At 58.2% G+C, this 17,435-nt stretch carries 17 protein-coding genes; 3 read left to right on the top strand and 14 right to left on the bottom strand.

Annotated features, from left to right (window positions below):
* Nucleotides 1-59: 59 nt before the first annotated feature.
* On the bottom strand, nt 60-2,141 hold the full coding sequence (locus tag HBN68_RS20800) for a carboxy terminal-processing peptidase (protein ID WP_169965958.1): 2,082 nt from the start codon (nt 2,139-2,141) through the stop codon (nt 60-62).
* Between the two features lie 139 nt (nt 2,142-2,280).
* Between HBN68_RS20800 and HBN68_RS20795 the strand changes: the two genes are divergently transcribed.
* Entirely contained in the window at nt 2,281-3,243 is a 963-nt protein-coding gene (locus tag HBN68_RS20795) for a zinc-binding dehydrogenase (RefSeq protein ID WP_169965956.1), read from the top strand.
* A 42-nt stretch (nt 3,244-3,285) separates the two neighbouring features.
* On the opposite strand, the gene HBN68_RS20790 is transcribed toward HBN68_RS20795, so the two are convergent.
* The 6 genes from HBN68_RS20790 to HBN68_RS20765 all read right to left on the bottom strand — a co-directional run bounded on the left by HBN68_RS20790 (nt 3,286) and on the right by HBN68_RS20765 (nt 8,564).
* Entirely contained in the window at nt 3,286-3,939 is a 654-nt protein-coding gene (locus HBN68_RS20790; RefSeq protein WP_094994021.1) for an HAD family hydrolase, read from the bottom strand.
* Nucleotides 3,940-3,973: 34 nt separating this feature from the next.
* Nucleotides 3,974-4,963, bottom strand: a complete 990-nt coding sequence (locus HBN68_RS20785; RefSeq protein WP_169965954.1) for an ABC transporter ATP-binding protein — start codon at nt 4,961-4,963, stop codon at nt 3,974-3,976.
* Nucleotides 4,960-5,760, bottom strand: a complete 801-nt coding sequence (locus HBN68_RS20780; protein ID WP_169965952.1) for an ABC transporter permease — start codon at nt 5,758-5,760, stop codon at nt 4,960-4,962. The genes HBN68_RS20785 and HBN68_RS20780 overlap by 4 nt, the downstream gene beginning before the upstream one ends.
* Nucleotides 5,747-6,583, bottom strand: coding sequence for an ABC transporter permease subunit (locus tag HBN68_RS20775; protein WP_169965951.1), 837 nt, complete (start codon nt 6,581-6,583; stop codon nt 5,747-5,749). The genes HBN68_RS20780 and HBN68_RS20775 overlap by 14 nt, the downstream gene beginning before the upstream one ends.
* On the bottom strand, nt 6,580-7,395 hold the full coding sequence (locus HBN68_RS20770; RefSeq protein ID WP_169965949.1) for an alkaline phosphatase family protein: 816 nt from the start codon (nt 7,393-7,395) through the stop codon (nt 6,580-6,582). Before HBN68_RS20770 ends, HBN68_RS20775 begins: the two co-directional genes overlap by 4 nt.
* A gap of 101 nt (nt 7,396-7,496) precedes the next feature.
* Nucleotides 7,497-8,564, bottom strand: coding sequence for an ABC transporter substrate-binding protein (locus HBN68_RS20765; protein WP_169965947.1), 1,068 nt, complete (start codon nt 8,562-8,564; stop codon nt 7,497-7,499).
* A 331-nt stretch (nt 8,565-8,895) separates the two neighbouring features.
* On the opposite strand from HBN68_RS20765, the gene HBN68_RS20760 reads away from it, so the two are divergent.
* Entirely contained in the window at nt 8,896-9,618 is a 723-nt protein-coding gene (locus tag HBN68_RS20760; RefSeq protein ID WP_169965945.1) for a UTRA domain-containing protein, read from the top strand.
* On the opposite strand, the gene HBN68_RS20755 is transcribed toward HBN68_RS20760, so the two are convergent.
* The 7 genes from HBN68_RS20755 to minC all read right to left on the bottom strand — a co-directional run bounded on the left by HBN68_RS20755 (nt 9,615) and on the right by minC (nt 16,364).
* Nucleotides 9,615-11,774 carry a mechanosensitive ion channel family protein gene (locus HBN68_RS20755; protein WP_094994014.1) on the bottom strand — a complete coding sequence of 720 codons (2,160 nt, stop codon included), beginning with the start codon at nt 11,772-11,774 and terminating at the stop codon, nt 9,615-9,617. The two genes, HBN68_RS20760 and HBN68_RS20755, sit on opposite strands and share 4 nt — an antisense overlap.
* A 119-nt stretch (nt 11,775-11,893) precedes the next feature.
* Complete coding sequence (locus tag HBN68_RS20750; protein WP_048365256.1) at nt 11,894-12,076, bottom strand: hypothetical protein; 183 nt, start codon at nt 12,074-12,076, stop codon at nt 11,894-11,896.
* Between the two features lie 135 nt (nt 12,077-12,211).
* Nucleotides 12,212-13,501: a M18 family aminopeptidase gene (locus HBN68_RS20745; RefSeq protein ID WP_094994012.1), complete on the bottom strand. Its 1,290-nt coding sequence runs from the start codon at nt 13,499-13,501 to the stop codon at nt 12,212-12,214.
* Between the two features lie 128 nt (nt 13,502-13,629).
* On the bottom strand, nt 13,630-14,265 hold the full coding sequence (locus HBN68_RS20740) for an RluA family pseudouridine synthase (protein ID WP_047274219.1): 636 nt from the start codon (nt 14,263-14,265) through the stop codon (nt 13,630-13,632).
* Between the two features lie 90 nt (nt 14,266-14,355).
* Nucleotides 14,356-14,610, bottom strand: coding sequence for a cell division topological specificity factor MinE (minE, locus tag HBN68_RS20735; RefSeq protein ID WP_003175252.1), 255 nt, complete (start codon nt 14,608-14,610; stop codon nt 14,356-14,358).
* 3 nt (nt 14,611-14,613) lie between these two features.
* Nucleotides 14,614-15,426 carry a septum site-determining protein MinD gene (gene minD / locus HBN68_RS20730; RefSeq protein ID WP_094994011.1) on the bottom strand — a complete coding sequence of 271 codons (813 nt, stop codon included), beginning with the start codon at nt 15,424-15,426 and terminating at the stop codon, nt 14,614-14,616.
* A 200-nt stretch (nt 15,427-15,626) separates the two neighbouring features.
* The gene (gene minC / locus HBN68_RS20725; protein ID WP_169965943.1) at nt 15,627-16,364 is read right to left on the bottom strand and encodes a septum site-determining protein MinC; all 738 of its coding nucleotides are present in this window, start codon (nt 16,362-16,364) and stop codon (nt 15,627-15,629) included.
* A gap of 120 nt (nt 16,365-16,484) precedes the next feature.
* On the opposite strand from minC, the gene HBN68_RS20720 reads away from it, so the two are divergent.
* On the top strand, nt 16,485-17,417 hold the full coding sequence (locus HBN68_RS20720) for a lipid A biosynthesis lauroyl acyltransferase (protein ID WP_094994009.1): 933 nt from the start codon (nt 16,485-16,487) through the stop codon (nt 17,415-17,417).
* The last annotated feature ends 18 nt before the right edge of the window (nt 17,418-17,435 follow it).

The following is a 17,435-nucleotide window of genomic DNA, read 5'->3' as shown; positions in this document are numbered from 1 at the left end:
GCTTCACGCGGCCCGCCCTTTTTACATCGGTGAATCAATCCACTGTTGCCGATCAACCGTTACCTTTTGGCCACCTGACCATTGAGCTTCAGGTAGTCCAGCAAGATGCGCCCGGTCTCACTCAAGTAAGCGTCATCTTCCGGTTTGGTCTTTTCAGGCTCGACCGGCAGAGCATCTTCGTCTTCTTTCTTCATTTCCTTGAGCGGTGCTTCGCCTTTGGCCTGGCGACGGGCGTTTTCCATCGCCAGTTGCTTGGCTTCAATGTCGGCGTGCTGCGCGCGGCGCTCGGCTTCATTCAGGCTGACGGTCTTCTCGTTCATCAACGTGTCTGCCAACGACAGCTTGTCACGGATAAAGATGAATTCCGCATCCTTGGCCGTGCGCGCTTCATGGTCCGCCTTGAGCTTGGCAATGAAAGGCTTGAAGGGGTCAACCGCAGGCTTGATCGCCGGGCGGATGGTGTCCCATGGCATGGCTTCAGGCAGTGCGCTTTCACCGATTTCCTTGGTGTCGATGATCGACGGAAATGCGACGTCAGGCAGAACGCCCTGATGCTGGGTGCTCTGACCGGAAACCCGGTAGAACTTGGCCAGTGTCAGTTTCAGTTCGCCATGGTTAAGCGGTTGAATGGTCTGCACGGTGCCTTTGCCGAAGGTCTGGCCACCGATGATCAGCGCGCGGTGATAATCCTGCATGGCGCCGGCAAAAATCTCCGACGCCGATGCCGACAGGCGGTTAACCAGCAACGCCATCGGGCCTTTGTAGAAAGCGCCCGGGTTTTCGTCTTCCAGGACATCGACCTTGCCGTCAGCATTACGCACCAGCACGGTCGGACCCTTGTCGATGAACAGGCTGGTCAGCTCGGTTGCTTCCTGCAACGAACCGCCCCCGTTGTTGCGCAGGTCGATAATCACGCCATCGACTTGTTCCTTCTGCAACTCGGTCAGCAGTTTCTTGACGTCGCGGGTGGTGCTCTTGTAATTCGGGTCACCGGCACGGAATGCCTTGAAGTCCAGATAGAAGGCCGGAATTTCAATCACGCCAAGTTTGTAGTTTTTGCCGTCCTGTTTCAGGTTCAGGATCGACTTCTTGGCCGCTTGCTCTTCAAGCTTCACGGCTTCGCGGGTGATGGACACAACCTTGCTGGTCTGGTCATTCGGCGCATTGCTGGCCGGAATCACCTCCAGGCGCACGACAGAGCCTTTAGGGCCGCGAATTAACTTGACCACTTCGTCCAGACGCCAGCCGATGACGTCGACCATCTCTTTGTCGCCTTGTGCAACGCCGATGATTTTATCCGCCGGGGCAACCTGCTTGGTCTTGTCCGCCGGGCCTGCTGGCACCAGACGCACGACCTTCACTTGGTCGTTATCGCTTTGCAACACGGCGCCAATGCCTTCCAGCGACAGGCTCATGTTGATGTCAAAGTTTTCCGCATTATCGGGCGACAGGTAATTGGTGTGCGGGTCGTAAGACATGGCGAAGGTGTTGATATACGCCTGGAAGATGTCTTCGCTGCGGGTCTGATCAAGGCGCGACAATTGGTTCTTGTAACGCTTGGTCAGCAGTTCCTGGATTTTTGCAGGCTCTTTGCCAGCAATTTTCAGGCGCAGCACTTCGTCTTTAAGGCGTTTGCGCCACAGGTCGTTGAGTTCGGCTTCAGTCTTGAGCCACGGCGCGTCCTTGCGGTCGACCTCCAGTGTCTCTTTGGCGTTGAAGTCAAACGAGTCGACCCCCTTGTTCAGCTCTGCAAGAGCGAAGTCCAGACGCGATTTGACCCGGTCCAGGTAGCGCTTGTAGATCGTGAAGCCAGGGTTGAGGTCGCCGCTTTTGAGGAAATCGTCAAATTGGGTTTTCCATTTGTCGAATTCGGCAATATCGCTGGCCAGGAAATAACTGCGCGAGGGGTCGAGCAGCTTCAGGTAGCTGTCATAGATGATCACGGAACGTGCGTCATCCAGTGGCGGCTTGCTGTAATGATGGCGCTTGAGCAGCTCAACAACGTTAAGACTGGCAATTACCTCATCACGATCGGGCTGAAGGTTATCCCAACTGTTAGCGGCGAATGTATTGGCCGAAAGCGGCAAAACGCCGAGGCCAATGAATAGGGCAAGTGCGGTGCTAGGGAATAAATGCTTCATGCTGATTCGACGCGGGGGCAATTGATAACGCATATTAGGCCGTCTTTGAAGTCGCCGGTTCCATCAAGGACCGGTCGCATAATGCAAAAAGCCCGGTGCTTCAGCGCCGGGCTCAGTCCGGACTCACTATGGAGGCACTGTGAAAGCATTGCAAGGCGTTGAAGGTCAAGTGAAGTGGGTTGAAGAGCCAAGTCCCACCTGCGATGCAGGGCAAATTCGGATTCGTGTGGCGGCAGCGGGGCTTAACCGTGCCGATCTTTTACAGCGTGCGGGGCTCTATCCGCCACCGCCAGGCGCCAGTCACGTGCTGGGCCTGGAATGTTCGGGCGTGATCAGCGAAGTTGGTCCCGGATCGTCGTGGCAAGTGGGTGACCGGGTATGTGCGCTGCTGGCCGGGGGCGGCATGGCCGAGGAAGTGGTGGTGGATGCGCGCCATGCCTTGCCGGTGCCTGAAGGTTTGTCGCTGGTTGAAGCCGCGGCATTGCCCGAGGTGTACAGCACAGCCTGGTTGAACTTGTTCCAGCTGGCCGGTTTGAAACCCGGTGAAAAAGTGCTGTTACACGCAGGTGCGAGTGGCGTCGGTTCAGCCGCCATTCAACTGTGCAAAGCCTTTGGCAGCCCGTGCTGGGTCAGTGTGGGGTCTGCAGAGCGCCTGGCGTATTGCCAAGCACTGGGGGCGCAAGGTGGCGTGCTGCGTAACGAGGGGCTCGACAGCCTCAAGGCGCTGGGGCCGTTCGACGTGGTGCTGGACCCGGTGGGTGCCAATTACGTGGAGTCCAACCTGACGTTGCTGGCTCAGGACGGTCGCTGGGTGCTGATCGGTTTGATGGGCGGGCGCAAGGCTGAGCTGGATCTGGCCATCGTACTGGGCAAGCGGATCCAGCTGTTGGGTTCGACCCTGCGCAGCCGTGACGACCAGTTTAAAGCGGACTTGCTCAGTGATTTGGGTCAGCAAGTATGGCCTTTGTTCACCGAGAATCGTTTGAGCCCACAACTGGCTAAAACCTTCCCGATTGAGCAGGCGCAAGAAGCGTTTGATGAGTTGGCCGGCAATCAGGTGTCCGGCAAGCTGGTGCTGGTGATTGACCCCAGCCTGGTGTAAATCGGCTAAGCCCCTGTCCTGTGCGGAGAGGGGCTTGGGCGCTTACTTCCAGTGATGAACCGGCCACCCGGCTTTTTCAGCGTGTTCGCGCAATACCGGGTCAGGGTTGACCGTGTGCGGGTGATCCACTTTCAGCAGCAGCGGCAAGTCGTTGCGTGAATCGGAATAAAAACTCGCCCCTTCCAGATTTTCTTCTTCGGCGTCCAGCCACTCCAGCAAGCGGGTGATCTTGCCTTCGCGGTACGTCAGCGTGCCAACGGTGTTGCCCGTGTATACCCCGTGCTTGATCTCCAGCTCAATGCCCAGCACCTCATCGATGCCCAGGCGTTTTGCAATCGGCTTGACCAAATGGGTGCCTGAGGCGGAAATCACCAAAATCCGGTCTCCGGCCTTGCGATGGGCAGCAATGGTGCGGGTGGCGTCACTGAATATGATCGGCTCGATAGCGTCTTCCACCCAGGGCTCGACCAGGTGTTCAATCTCTTCAGGTGTGCGGCCGATCATTGGCTCAAGGCTGAATGCCATGTACGCCTCCATGGCCAGCTCGCCCCGGCTGTAGGCATCCATGAGTTCATTGTTACGCTTCATGAACGACTCGGGGTCAACCCAGCCCAAACGGCCCATCTGTTCGCTCCACAGGGTGGCGCAGTCGCCGTGAATGAGGGTTTCGTCCAGATCAAAAATTGCCAAAGCCATCAGCGCGACTCTCTTTTCAGTGAATTCAAGAACATCAGGCTACCTCACACAGGGTGCTTGGATCGATGGTCAGGGCAGCCCGCTGGCCATCCGGGAGCAAATCCGCCGATGAGCGATTGAGCACGTCGACGATCAACTCCACGCCGCGGACTTCTACGCGATAGCGGATCACATTGCCCAGCAGGCTGTGGCTGCGGATCAGTGCGTCGGGTTCGCCTTGCAGGCTTAATCCAAGGGTCTCGGGACGGATTGCGATCCGGCTGGTAACCGGACGTTGCAACAGGCGCGTGGCCGCCTCCGGATCCAGCAGGTTGTAGTTACCAATAAAACCGGCCGCAAAGGCATCCACCGGGGCTGCGTACAGGGTTTGCGCATTGCCGCTTTGGACAATGCGGCCCTGGTTCATCAAGAAGATGCGATCACTCATCGTCAGCGCTTCTTCCTGATCGTGGGTCACGAAGATGGTGGTCAAGTTAAGTTCGCGTTGGATCTGACGAATCTGCTCGCGCAAGTGTTTGCGAATCCGTGCATCCAGTGCAGACAGTGGCTCGTCCAGCAGCAACAGGCGCGGGCGAGTGACCAGCGAGCGCGCCAGCGCCACGCGCTGGCATTGCCCCCCCGACAACTGATGCGGGTAACGTTTGGCGTAGTCATTAAGCTCCACCAGTTGCAGCACCTCAGTTACCCGCTTGTGGCTGTCATTGGCATTGACCTTTTGCATGCGCAGGCCAAAGGCCACATTTTGCTCGACCGTCATGTTGGGGAACAGCGCGTAACTTTGAAACACCATGCCAATGCCGCGCTTTTGCGGGCTCAGCGGGACAATGTCCTGACCGTCGAGCAGGATTGTGCCCTCGTCCACGGGCGTCAGCCCGGCAATACAGCGCAGCAGGGTGGACTTGCCGCACCCCGACGGGCCGAGCAGGGTGACGAATTCTCCCTTGGCGATGCTGCAATTGATGTCGCTGAACACCGGGGTGCCGGAATAGCTTTTTTGCAGATGTTCGACGCTGACGAAGCTCATTGGCTTTTGTCCTTGTTCAATAAGGTGGCAACCCAGGTCAGCACCAATACAAAGAGGAAATAAGAGATCACCAGTGCGCTGGTGAAATGGCCGCTGATGTTGCGCATGTTGTTCAGGAACACCTGCAGGGTTTCGTAGCGGGTGCCCACCAGAATGTTGGCAAACACGAACTCACCGAAGAGGAACGAGAACGACAGCAACAGCGCTACCAGCAAGCCTTTGCGCAAGTTGGGCAGCACCACCAGAAACGCAGCTTGCCAGGTATTGGCGCCCAGCAATTGAGCAGCGTCCATCAAGTCGCGCAGGTTGATTGCCTGCAGATTGTTGGTGATAGCGCGGTACATGAAGGGCAGCGCGACAGTGAAATAACAGCCAATCAGAATCCACGGGGTTCCCACCATTTGCAGCGGGCCGGAGCCATACAGTTGCAGCAGGCCCACCGACGACACCACGGGCGGCACGGCAAAGGGCAGCAGGATCAGAATGTTCATTAGCGCGTCGAGCTTCGGGAAGTGGTAGTGCACCACAAACAGCAACGGCAAAATCAGCACCACCGACAGCGCCAGTGCTGCCACGCAGACCAGCAGCGACTGCCCGAATGCCGCCAGAAATCGCGGATCGCCCCACAACTGGATGTACCACTTGAAGGTGAACCCGTTGGGCACAATGGTGGCCGACCAACTGCTGGCGATGGAGTAGATCAGCGTGCCCAGTAACGGCAGCAGCAGGATCAGGAACAGCAGCCAGACCACACTACGGTGATACAGGCTGGCGGATGTGGATTCAGCGCGCGACATGGTAAGTCCTCTTCAACAGCCACTGATGCACCAGCGTCACCAAGGTCATCAAACCCACCAGAATCACGGCCAGGGCGCTGGCCATGTTCGGGTCGAGGCTGATATCGCCCGATACCAACGCGGCAATCCGGATCGGCAATACGTTGAAGTTGCCGGTGGTCAACGCGTAAACCGTGGCGTAAGCGCCCAAGGCATTGGCCAGCAAAATCACGAACGTGCCAAGCAGGGCGGGGGTGAGTACCGGCAAGCCAATAAAACGCCAGAATTGCCAACTGTTGGCGCCCAGCAGCGAAGCTGATTCGCGCCAGTCTTCACGCAGCGAGTCGAAAGCCGTGTACAGCAGCAACACGCCCAGCGGGATCTGGAAATAGGTGTAAAGAATGATCAGCCCAGTTTTGGAGTACAGGTTGAAATCCTCGATGATCCCCGCCTGTTTGAGCATGATCGTGATACTGCCGTTGAACCCCAGCAGGATGATGAAGGCAAAGGCCAGCGGCACGCCGGAGAAATTACTGGTCATGTTGGCAAAGGCGTTGACGAAATTACGCAGCCGCGAATCCACTTTGCGCAGTGAATAAGTGCCCAGCACCGCGATCACAATGCCAAATACGCTCGACCAGAAGCTGATCTCCAGGCTGTGCTGAATCGCCTGTCTGTAAAACTTTGAACTGACAATTTTGCTGAAGTTGGCCAGGCCCCAGCCGCTGTCTTGCGATTGCACGCTGTGAATCAGCACCCACACCAAGGGTGCGATCTGGAACACGATAAAAAACACCGCGAACGGCAGCAGGCATAACAAGGCGAGCCATTTCCCTCGACTCATGGGGCGGGCCTCAGCAGGTCGTGGCACACGGGCTTGTCATGGGCCACGCCCAGTAATTGGCATACCGTGCCGCACAGCTCGGTTTGCCGAGGTTCAACGTCGGGGTTGAAGCTGAACGCTTCGCCCAGCACAAACAGCGGGACCTGGCGTTCCTCGTCGAGCAAGCCATTGTGCGAGCGGTCATTGTTCATGCCATGGTCGGCAGTCACCAGCACCTGATAACCCGCGTCCAGCCAGCCTTGCAGGTAGTCAGCCAGAATGATGTCGGCCGAGCGCGCACTGTTTCGGTACTGCGCCGAGTCCAGGCCATGTTTGTGCCCGGCATCGTCAATGTTCATCGGGTGCACCAGCAGGAAGTCGGGCGAATGTTTAACACGCAAATGCTCTGCGTCAGCGAACAGGTGAGAGTCGGGGTAGTGATCGGTCCAGTAAAAATGCCCGTACTGGATCGGGTAATCCGGTGCTTCGGTGTGGCGGTCACGCGGGATGATAAACGGCGAGCGGTTATACAGTTCGCTGACCCAGTGATAGGCCGCGGCGGCCGTACTCAGGCCCGCTTCGCGCGCGTAGTGGAACACGCTGCGCTGGTGGGACAGACGCGACACATTGTTGTGCACGATGCCGCTGTCAATGGGCGATACGCCGGTCAGGATGCACTCGTACAGCGGGCGCGACAGTGAGGGTAGTTCACACGCCATTTTGTACAGGGCTGCCCGTTCGGCACCCACATACGCCTGCAAATGCCCCATGGCATGGCGGGCAACTTCGTAATTGAGTCCGTCGAGTACTACCAAAATGACCTTGTGTTTCATCTACCACTCCGCAAGCGAAAGAGCATGCCGCCTGCCAGCCACTGCCGCAGGCTGCGCGGTGGATCGCAGTCTGCGGCGAAGCGGCTACAGGGGTTAGGGCGTTACTGCATATTAATGATGACTTCTTCCTGCCACAGCTGAGGCAGGGCCTTGGACGTTTTCTCCCAGGCATCGGCATCTTTGATCGGGGTTACGCCTTTGTATTGCTCATTTGGCAGCAACTTACGTTGCACGTCTTCTGGCAGCGTCAAGTGATCAGCCCGAATCGGCCGAGCGTTGCCCTTTGCAAGGTTGATTTGCCCTGCATCGCTGAAGATGAACTCACGGGTCAATTTAGCCGCGTTAGGGTGCTTGGCGTATTTGTTGATGAGGGTGGTGTACCCCGAAATGACGGAGCCATCCGAGGGGATCAGCACCACATAGTCATCGGGGTTGGCCATCTTGGCCTTGTAGCTCAGGCCGTTGAAGTCCCAGACAACACCCACTTCGACCTCGCCTTTTTCCAGCGTGGCGATGGTCGGATTGGCCAGCGACAGGCGCCCTTGTTTGGCGATGTCAGCAAACATGATCAGGGCCGGCTGAATGTTCTTTTCATCCCCGCCATTGGCCAGTGCAGCGGCGAGTACACCATTGGTGGCTTGGGCCGCGGTGCTGACATCACCGATAGACACTTTGTACTTTCCGGTTTTCAGGTCAGCCCATTTGGTCGGCACATCGGAACCGTGCAGCAGCTTTTTATTGACGATAAACGCAATAGTGCCGGTGTAGGCCAGCGCCCAGTTGCCGTCTTTGTCCTTGGCCCAGTCGGGGATTTGCTCCCAGGTGGTCGGCTTGTAGGGCTGGGTCACGCCTTTGGACACGGCAATCGGCCCGAACGCAGCGCCCACGTCACCGATGTCGGCGCTGGCGTTGTCTTTTTCAGCTGCAAACTTGGCCACTTCCTGGGCTGAACTCATGTCGGTGTCAATGTGCTTCAAGCCGTAGAGCGTGTTCAAATCGGCCCACGTGCCTTTCCAGTTGGCCCACTCATCGGGCATGCCCACGCTGTTGACCACGCCTTCGGCGCGGGCAGCTGCTTCGAGGGTTTTCAAATCGACGTCGGCGGCCATGGCCGTGCTGCACAGAGCGATGCTTGAACCTAACAGTGATGCCAGAAAAAACTGTTTCATCCGTAGCTCCTTGGTTTTTTCACTCGTTTTTTTATGGGGCTTTTTCAGGGTGTTGGTCTAGGTCAGCAATACCTGAGCCAATTTAGGCCGGGCGTATGACACTTTGATGTCGGCATCCACTGCGCACGGGCAGATTGAGGCCAGCGCACGCATTGCAAGTAAGCGTAGACCATGGCGTTAGCCGCGTTTTTCGGGACATTGGCGACAGTAATGGCAAGGCATGTCATCGAACAGTCATGTGAGCTGCCTAGGCTTGGCACCTCAGGATCGCGGAGCAAACGGCCCGCATTTGCCCATATTTGGTGCTGGACTAGTCCAGATAGGTAACGTTATGCGTGAAGAAGCCCCCAAGGCGGTGACAGCCATTAGCCGTGCGCTGCAGGAGCAAATCGGGCACGGCTTACTGGCCTGCGGCAGCCAATTGCCTGCAGAGCGCAAACTCAGTGAGTTGTTCGACACCACGCGGGTGACGGTGCGCGAAGCACTCTTGCAACTCGAAGCCCAAGGGGTGGTGTACCGCGAAGAGCGGCGCGGCTGGTTTATCTCGCCACCGCGACTGGCCTACAACCTGATGCAGCGCAGTCATTTTCACGCGATGGTCAGCGCCCAAGGGCGAGTGCCCACCACGGATGTGATTTCGGTGCGGTTGCAGCCTGCGTCTGCCGCCGTGTGCGAGCGTTTGAAGTTACCGGCACTGTCCAGCGTGATTCAAATTTGCCGGGGACGGCGTATCGACGGACGACGGGTGCTGTATGTAGAGCACTACTTGAATCCACAATACTTCCCACGGATTTTGGAGTTTGATCTGACGCAGTCGATCACCGAGCTGTATGCCCGCCACTACGATTTGCATTACGGTCGGGTGCAATTCGAGATCGTGCCCACAGCCTTGCCGGTGGCCGCCGCCGCTGCCTTGAAAGTGTCGATGGGCAGTCCGGGGCTACGCATCGCACGGGTCAACTACGATCAGCACGGGCGGCTGATCGACTGCGACCTGGAATACTGGCGACATGACGCCATCCATGTTGGCGTCGAGGTGCAGGGGCAGGATTAATCCTTTTGTAAAACACCGCTGCCTGCCGTGATCACCTGCACGCTCAGGCGCGGCGTGGCCAGATCGAGCCCGGCTTCGTCCAGGTGCCGTTTGAGCGACAGGTTGAACGCGCGCGACACTTCCCATTGCTTGATCGGCGCGGTCTTGAAGCGCGCACGTAAAATCGCGCTGCCCGATTCAAAACTTTCAACCCCCTGAATTTCCAGCGGTGACCAGATATTGCGACGCTGAAGCGGGTCGGAGCGCATCTTTTGCCCGACCTCGCGCATCAACTTGATCGCGTCATCGATTTCCATGTTGTAAGGAATGGCCACGCGAAAGATCGCGTAGCCGAATTCGCGCGAGTAGTTCTTGATGCTTTTGATTTCGCTGAACGGGATGGTGTGCACGATGCCGTCGATGTCACGCAAGCGCACGGTGCGGATGGTCAGCCCTTCGACAGTGCCCAAGTGGCCGCCGACGTCCACGTAATCGTCGATGGCCAGCGAGTCTTCAATGATGATGAACAGGCCAGTAATCAAGTCCGCAACCAATGACTGCGCGCCGAAACCAATGGCCAGACCGATAACACCGGCACCGGCCAGCAGGGGCGTCACGTTCATGCCCATGTTGGCGAGGGCCACGATCAGCGCAATGATGAAAATGGCCGCGAACAGCACGTTGCGGATCAGCGGCATCATGGTTTGCGCGCGGGCGTTGGCCAGCCCTTTGCGTGAACGGGTCAGGGCATGGTGGATGGCCGTATCGGCCAGAATCCAGATCAGCCAGGCAAACAGCAGCGTACCGCCCAGACCGAACAGTTTGACGGTGATCTCATGGCCGTCGCCCTCGGTGATGCGAATCAGCGACAGGCCCCATACCCGCAGGCCCAGCTCGATGAACACCAGCCACACCACCAGGTGTGCGAGGGTGTAGACGAAGCTTTTCAGGCGTTCGGAGTACAGGGCGTGCCGCTTGTGCCCGCGTTGCGGTTTTTGCGCGTGCCGACGTACCAGGCCGTTAATGACCATGCACAGCACCACCAACACGGTGCAAATCAACGACTGCCGCAACGCAGTGCTGGTGTCGCCCGCCGAGATAAACGTCGCGGCCAGCGAGATGCCCACCAGAATCAGCGCTGCAATCCACCAGTACGTGCCGAGCAGTTCAATGGTGTCGCTCAAGGCGCGCCGGGTCAGGCGTCGGGAAAGAGGTTGGTTGCGAATCAGGTGAGCAATCGGGCGGCGGAAGCGAATGATGAACAAGCCGGTGGACAGCGCAGCCATGACATTGGCAAACGTGGCGGCCGTGTGTGCCAGGTGCACACCCAGCGTGGCCACCAGCCGTGGGTCGCTGAGGGCTTGGCCGAAGGCAGCAAAGCTGCCGATCCACCACAGCGGGCGAAAGGCCTGATGCCGCAGGATGTGCAGGGCGCGGTGGCGGTGCGGGCCATCGAGGAGGGAAAAAGCAATCACGCAAATGGCCGAAAAACAGGTGCCGATGACCAGCGCATACGCCAGCACCATGGCCAAATCCTTGCCCAGCGAAGACGGCAACGAATAGCTCATGTACACGGTGATCATCAAGGCCACCAGCCACGGGCCCAACTTGCGCAGGGCAAAACGCAGCATGTCTACCGCCTTGGGATGCTGCGGCAACTCTTCGCTCAGGCCAAAGCGCAGGCGCACCCGGTGGCTGACCCAAATCAGCAGCGCGGCCAGCAGGCTCCAGACCATGATGATGAGCGCAAAGGCAAAAATGATCGGCAGCCATTGGCTGGCAGGCAACATCAGGTCGTTGAGTTCGTCTTGTGCCTGTTCGATTTCTCGTGCCCAGCGCGAGGTCGGGCTGTCTGTGCCCATGAACTGTTTTTCAAGGTCGGTCAGGGTGCTGCCGATTAGCCCAAGCACGCCGATTTCAGCTTCGGGTTGCGCCTTCTTGGTGGCGTCGCGCAGCTTCTTCAAATCGGCCAACAGTTTGCTGCGCTGCTGATCGTTCTCCAGGTTTTTAATCACTTCGTCCAGCGACTGGCCCAGAGGCTCGGTGGGTTGAGCCTGGGTTTTATCCGGGCTGCCTAACAGGCCGGGCAAGCCGACCGCGTGCGCAGACGTCAGGGGCGATAGCGTCAGTACGCAAACGAGCAGTAAATAAGGCAGGGCGAACAAACGAACAAGCACTGGGCGATCAACCTCAAGGGGGGCAGGTTGACCGAGTGTACGCTAGGGGCAGCGATGATTCATTTCTTGTCACACATGAAATCAATCATCGCTGGATTTTGCTAAAAAAGCTCAGGCGTTCAGGAATTCAGCTTGGCCAGAATCTTGAACACGATGGTGCCGAAAATCAGCAGCATGCCGCACCAGATCATCAGGACGCCGATGCCGCTGGTTCGCTCACGAAGGGTGAAACCGATAGTCAGCAGCAACATGCCGCACACAATGGGAATCATCATGGAGTGGAACGCAGACATCTCGATCATTGTTATGGACCTGAAGGAATGAATGGGCTCCAGTCTAGGCCCGATTGTGAAAGTGTGCGGTGACGTGTATCAAAATTGAGCCGTACGCCCGCACATTTCAGCTAACGGAGCGGGGCAGGCCCGCTCCGCTCGGCTTCAGGGGAGTTGCTGGCTGGCGTAGAACGCGCTCAGCACTTTGACCAAATGCGCCAGGTCATGGCTGCCGGCCAGTTCGCGAATGGAATGCATGGCGAAGGTAGGCAGGCCGATATCCACGGTGCGTACACCCAAGTGGCTGGCCGTGATCGGGCCGATGGTGGAGCCGCAACCCATGTCACTGCGTACCACAAAACTTTGCACCGGTACTTCTTCGGCCATGCACAGGTGGCGGAAGAAACCGGCCGTTTCGCTGTTGGTGGCGTAACGCTGATTGCTGTTGACCTTGATCACCGGCCCGGCATTGAGTTTCGGACCGTGGTTGGCGTCGTGTTTGTCGGCGTAGTTGGGGTGAACGCCATGAGCGTTGTCTGCAGACACCAGCAGGGATTTCTGGAGGGTACGGACGAGCTCATCCCCTTCGGGCAGCAGGCGTTGCAGGATCTGCTCCAGCATCGGGCCATCGGCGCCGCAGGCCGAACAAGAGCCGACCTCTTCGTGGTCATTGGCCACGAACAAGCATGTTTCTTCGGTCTCGGTATTGAGCAGCGCTTGCAGCCCGGCATAGCACGACAGCAGGTTGTCGAGACGGGCGCCGGCGATGAAATCGCCATTGAGACCGATCACTGCGGCACTCTGGGTGTCGTAGAAGCTCAACTCGTAATCGAGCACCACGTCAGCGTTAAGGCCGTGCTCACGGGCCAGTTGGTCGGTCAGCAAGGCGCGGAAGTCCACACGTTCATCGCCCGCGACCTGGGCCAGAATCGGCGGTAATTCGGTCTGCGGGTTAATCGCCCAGCCTTCGTTGGCGGCGCGATTGAGGTGGATCGCCAAGTTCGGAATGGTCGCAATGGGCGCCCTGAAATCGATCAACTGGCTTTCGACTTTACCGTCGCGGCGGAAAGTGACGCGCCCGGCCAGCGACAGGTCGCGGTCGAACCAAGGCGCCAGCAAGGCACCGCCGTACACTTCGACGCCCAGTTGCCAAAAGCCTTGGCGCTGCAGTTCGGGTTGAGGCTTGACCCGCAGGCAGGGGCTGTCTGTGTGCGCGCCGACCATGCGAATGCCACCGTGCAAGGGCGAGTGACGGCCCAGCTTGAAAGCCACGATGGAGGAGTCGTTGCGAGTGACGTAATAGCGCCCGTTGGCTTCAGTGAACCAGGTTTCGCGTTCGTCGAGGCGCTGATAACCGGCGGCCTCCAGACGCAGAACCATACTGGCGGTGGCATGAAAGGGGGTAGGGGAGGCCTTGAGAAAGTCGATCAGGCCTTGGTTCAACTCTTCGCGCATAAGTTACTCCAGACAGCAAGGCCGCGAGTTTAGCGCATTGGCCACACAATTTGATCCCAAGAGCGGGTGAATCCCGTCGTCGTTGCTTTCGTTTCTCGACAGCGACGACGCACGGGGTGTGCCTGGGATCAGAAGGGCGCCGGGCACTCGAAGCGCAGGCGCTCACCCGTTTGCGGGTGGGTGAAGCTCAGCATGCTGGCGTGCAGGCACAGTCGCGGGTAGGCGGCCAGTGCCTGTTCATGGGCATACAGGCCGTCGCCCAGCAGCGGGTGGCCGATGGACAGCATGTGCACCCGCAGTTGATGCGAGCGGCCGGTGATCGGCGTCAGTTCCACACGGCAGTAATCACCGCAGCGCTCCAGGACTTTCCAGAAGGTGAGCGCGTTTTTGCCGAATTCGTGATCCACCACATGCCGGGGTTTGGTCGGCGGGTCGTAGCGCAGTGGCAAATCGATGGTGCCGCTGTCCAGCGCCGGTTGGCCCCAGGCCAATGCGGTGTAGGCTTTTTCGGTTTCACGGTCATGAAACTGGCGAGACAATTCGCGGTGGGTGTCAGCATCCCGCGCCAGCAAAATGATCCCGGACGTTTCCCAATCTAGGCGATGCACGATGCGCGCTTCGGGGTAGCCGTTTTCTTGCAGACGGGTAATCAGGCAATCCTTGTTGTCTTCTGCGCGGCCGGGCACGGACAGCAGCAACGTCGGTTTGTTGACCACAAGAACGCCAGCGTCCTCATGGATGATATGGATGTTCGACAACGGCATTAAAACAGCCTCTTGAGAAACGCCAACGGCGACGTGGGAACCTTCTCCGCAAAGAAGGCGCCCAGGTCGCCGTGGTGTCGGCCGGATCGGTTAACGATCTGGCAGGGTGATGTTGAGTTCCAGAATCGAGCAGCTGCCGTCGTTTTCCAGCGCGACATGCACGTCATCGTTGCCGATATTGACGTATTTACGAATCACTTCTACCAGCTCTTTCTGCAAGGCGGGCAGGTAATCCGGCGTGCTCCGTTGGCCGCGTTCGTGCGCCACGATGATCTGTAGACGCTCTTTCGCGACCGACGCGGTGCTTGGCTTTTTGTTGGCGCGAAAGAAGTCGAGAAATTTCATTGTTTAGTTGCCTCCAAAGATACGCTCGAAGAATCCCTTCTTCTTAACATCGAGGAAACGATGTTCCACGGTCTTGCCCAGCAAGCGATCAACCGCATCGCTGTAGGCCTGGCCAGCGTCGCTCTGGTCGTCAAGAATGACGGGCACGCCTTGGTTGGAAGCTTTCAAAACAGCCTGGGATTCCGGAATCACGCCCAGCAGGGTCACGGCGAGGATTTCCTTGACGTCTTCAACGCCGAGCATTTCTCCGCTGCTGACGCGCTCCGGGTTGTAACGGGTGAGCAACAAGTGCTCCTTGATCGGGTCCTGGCCTTCTTCAGCACGCTTGGACTTGCTGGCCAGCAGGCCGAGCATGCGGTCCGAGTCACGTACCGAGGAAACTTCAGGGTTGGTCACGACAATCGCTTCGTCTGCGAAGTACATGGCCAAGTGCGCACCGGTCTCGATACCGGCCGGGGAATCGCACACCACGAATTCGAAGGTTTCTTTGAGTTCCATCAGAACTTTTTCGACGCCTTCCTTGGTCAATGCGTCCTTGTCACGGGTCTGGCTGGCGGCCAGCACGTACAGGTTTTCCAGGCGCTTGTCTTTGATCAGTGCCTGTTGCAGGTTGGCTTCGCCGTTGACCACGTTCACGAAGTCATACACCACGCGGCGCTCGCAGCCCATGATCAAGTCCAGGTTACGCAGGCCAACGTCGAAGTCGACGATGACTGTTTTATGGCCGCGCAGTGCGAGGCCGGTACCGATAGCGGCGCTGGTGGTGGTCTTACCCACACCACCCTTGCCGGATGTAACCACGAGAATCTTGGCCAAGGTGTTTCACCCCTAAGGAAAAAGGACTTTTTAGCCCCTGAATAACATCTCTATTAACGACGGCAGGTGAACAGTCCTGGCGGATGATCGTGCAGCTCGGCGTTTACTTGAGTAAGCGCTGGCTGATTGTTGATTTCCTACAAGGTTTAAACTGTTTTCTCTACGCTTTTGAGATGGTTGGAAAATGGCGAGAGTATCCGTTAAAGACGGGTGATGTTCAACATGTCACTTGACAGACTGATTTGAACCCCTGCACCCCACAATGGATCACGGCGCAGGTCTTCCGACACTTTGTACTTGCCGGCAATCGACACCAGTTCGGCGCTCAACTGCTGGCAGAAAATCCGCGCCTTGGTATTGCCTTTATGTCCGGCCAGTGCACGACCGCGCATTGGCCCGTACACATGGATGTTGCCATCGGCCATAAGTTCCGCACCGGGGCTGACCGCCGCCATGACCACCAGGTCGCCACCTTCGGCATACACCGTCTGGCCACCGCGTACGGGGCTGGTGATGATGCGGGTCGGTTTGACCACCGGCTCAGGCGGTCTTTCGGGCTTTTTCTTGACCTCGGCTTCGACCGGCTCAATCGGTCGCTCACGTGCGCCGGACGGCGGCAGCACGGGCAGGTCGATGGCAATCGCGGCGGCAATGTCTTCAATGCGGCTGGCGCGAATGGCCAGGGTGCGCAGGCCATGTTGGCGGCAGACGCGCATCAGGCCCGGCAAATCAATGGCGCCTTCGCCGGCGGGCATTTTGTCTAATGCCAGAACGAGCGGGGTGTTGCTGAAGAAATTCGGGGCTTGTGCCACTTTGGCAGCCAGTTGGCGATCCAGGGCGTCAAGGTTGTTTTTGGCCAGTTCCAGCACCGTGATGGCGAGCATACTGCCCTTAAGCTGGAACACAGGGGCTTGGTCTAGCGATTCGGTTTGGCTCATGGTCGGTTTACTGCGGCTTGTCACTTAAAGTGCTGAGACTTATAACGAGAACGCCCGCGAGCCGCAAGCGGGGTCGAACGATGTAGAATGCCCGGCCCTTGTGTCTGTCCGGAATCATTAATGGATCGCCCGCGTTTTCGTGCTGCTTTTTTACACCCGCGTTTTTGGCCGCTGTGGTTGGGCCTTGGCGTGCTTTGGCTGGTGGTGCAGCTACCTTATAAAGTGCAGTTGGGGTTAGGGCGTGTGTTGGGTGCGCTGATGTACCGGGTTGCCGGTGCTCGTCGGCGCATTGCCGCGCGTAACCTTGAATTGTGCTTCCCCGAAAAGTGCGCCGCTGAGCGCAAGCGCTTGCTCAAGCAAAACTTTGCGTCAACCGGTATCGCGTTTTTTGAAATGGCCATGAGCTGGTGGTGGCCTAAGCCGCGTCTGGCCAAGCTGGCCCATGTAGAAGGGCTGGAGCATCTCAAGCAGGCGCAGTTGGAAGGCAAGGGCGTGATCCTCATGGCTTTCCACTTCACGACGCTGGAGATCGGCGCCGCCTTGCTCGGGCAAAAACACACCATCGATGGCATGTACCGCGAGCATGGGAATGCGCTGTTCGACTTCATTCAGCGACGCGGCCGCGAGCGCCACAACCTGGATTCGCTTGCGGTGGAGCGTGATGACGTTCGCGGCATGCTCAAGTTACTGCGTTCAGGCCGTGCGATTTGGTACGCGCCGGATCAGGACTACGGCGCCAAGCAGAGTATCTTCGTGCCCTTGTTTGGCATTCAGGCGGCAACCGTGACCGCCACCAGCAAGTTTGCCAAGCTGGGCAAAGCGCAGGTTGTGCCCTTTACTCAACAACGGCTGGCGGATGGCAGTGGTTACAAATTGGTGATTCATCCGCCTTTGAAGGATTTCCCCGGAGAAAGCGATGAGGCCGATTGCCTGCGCATCAATCAGTGGGTCGAACGGGCCATTCGTGAGTGCCCCGAGCAATACCTGTGGGCTCACCGCCGTTTCAAGACCCGCCCGCCGGGCGAGCCCAAGTTGTACGACGCGCGCCGCTGACCCGCGCCGCCTGCAGGG

The sequence above is a fragment of the Pseudomonas sp. WS 5078 genome, assembly GCF_012985745.1.
GTDB classification, from domain to species: Bacteria; Pseudomonadota; Gammaproteobacteria; order Pseudomonadales; family Pseudomonadaceae; genus Aquipseudomonas; species Aquipseudomonas lundensis_A.
The sequence above is the reverse complement of the archived record's forward strand: the minus strand, read 5'-3'. Positions and strand labels throughout refer to the sequence as shown.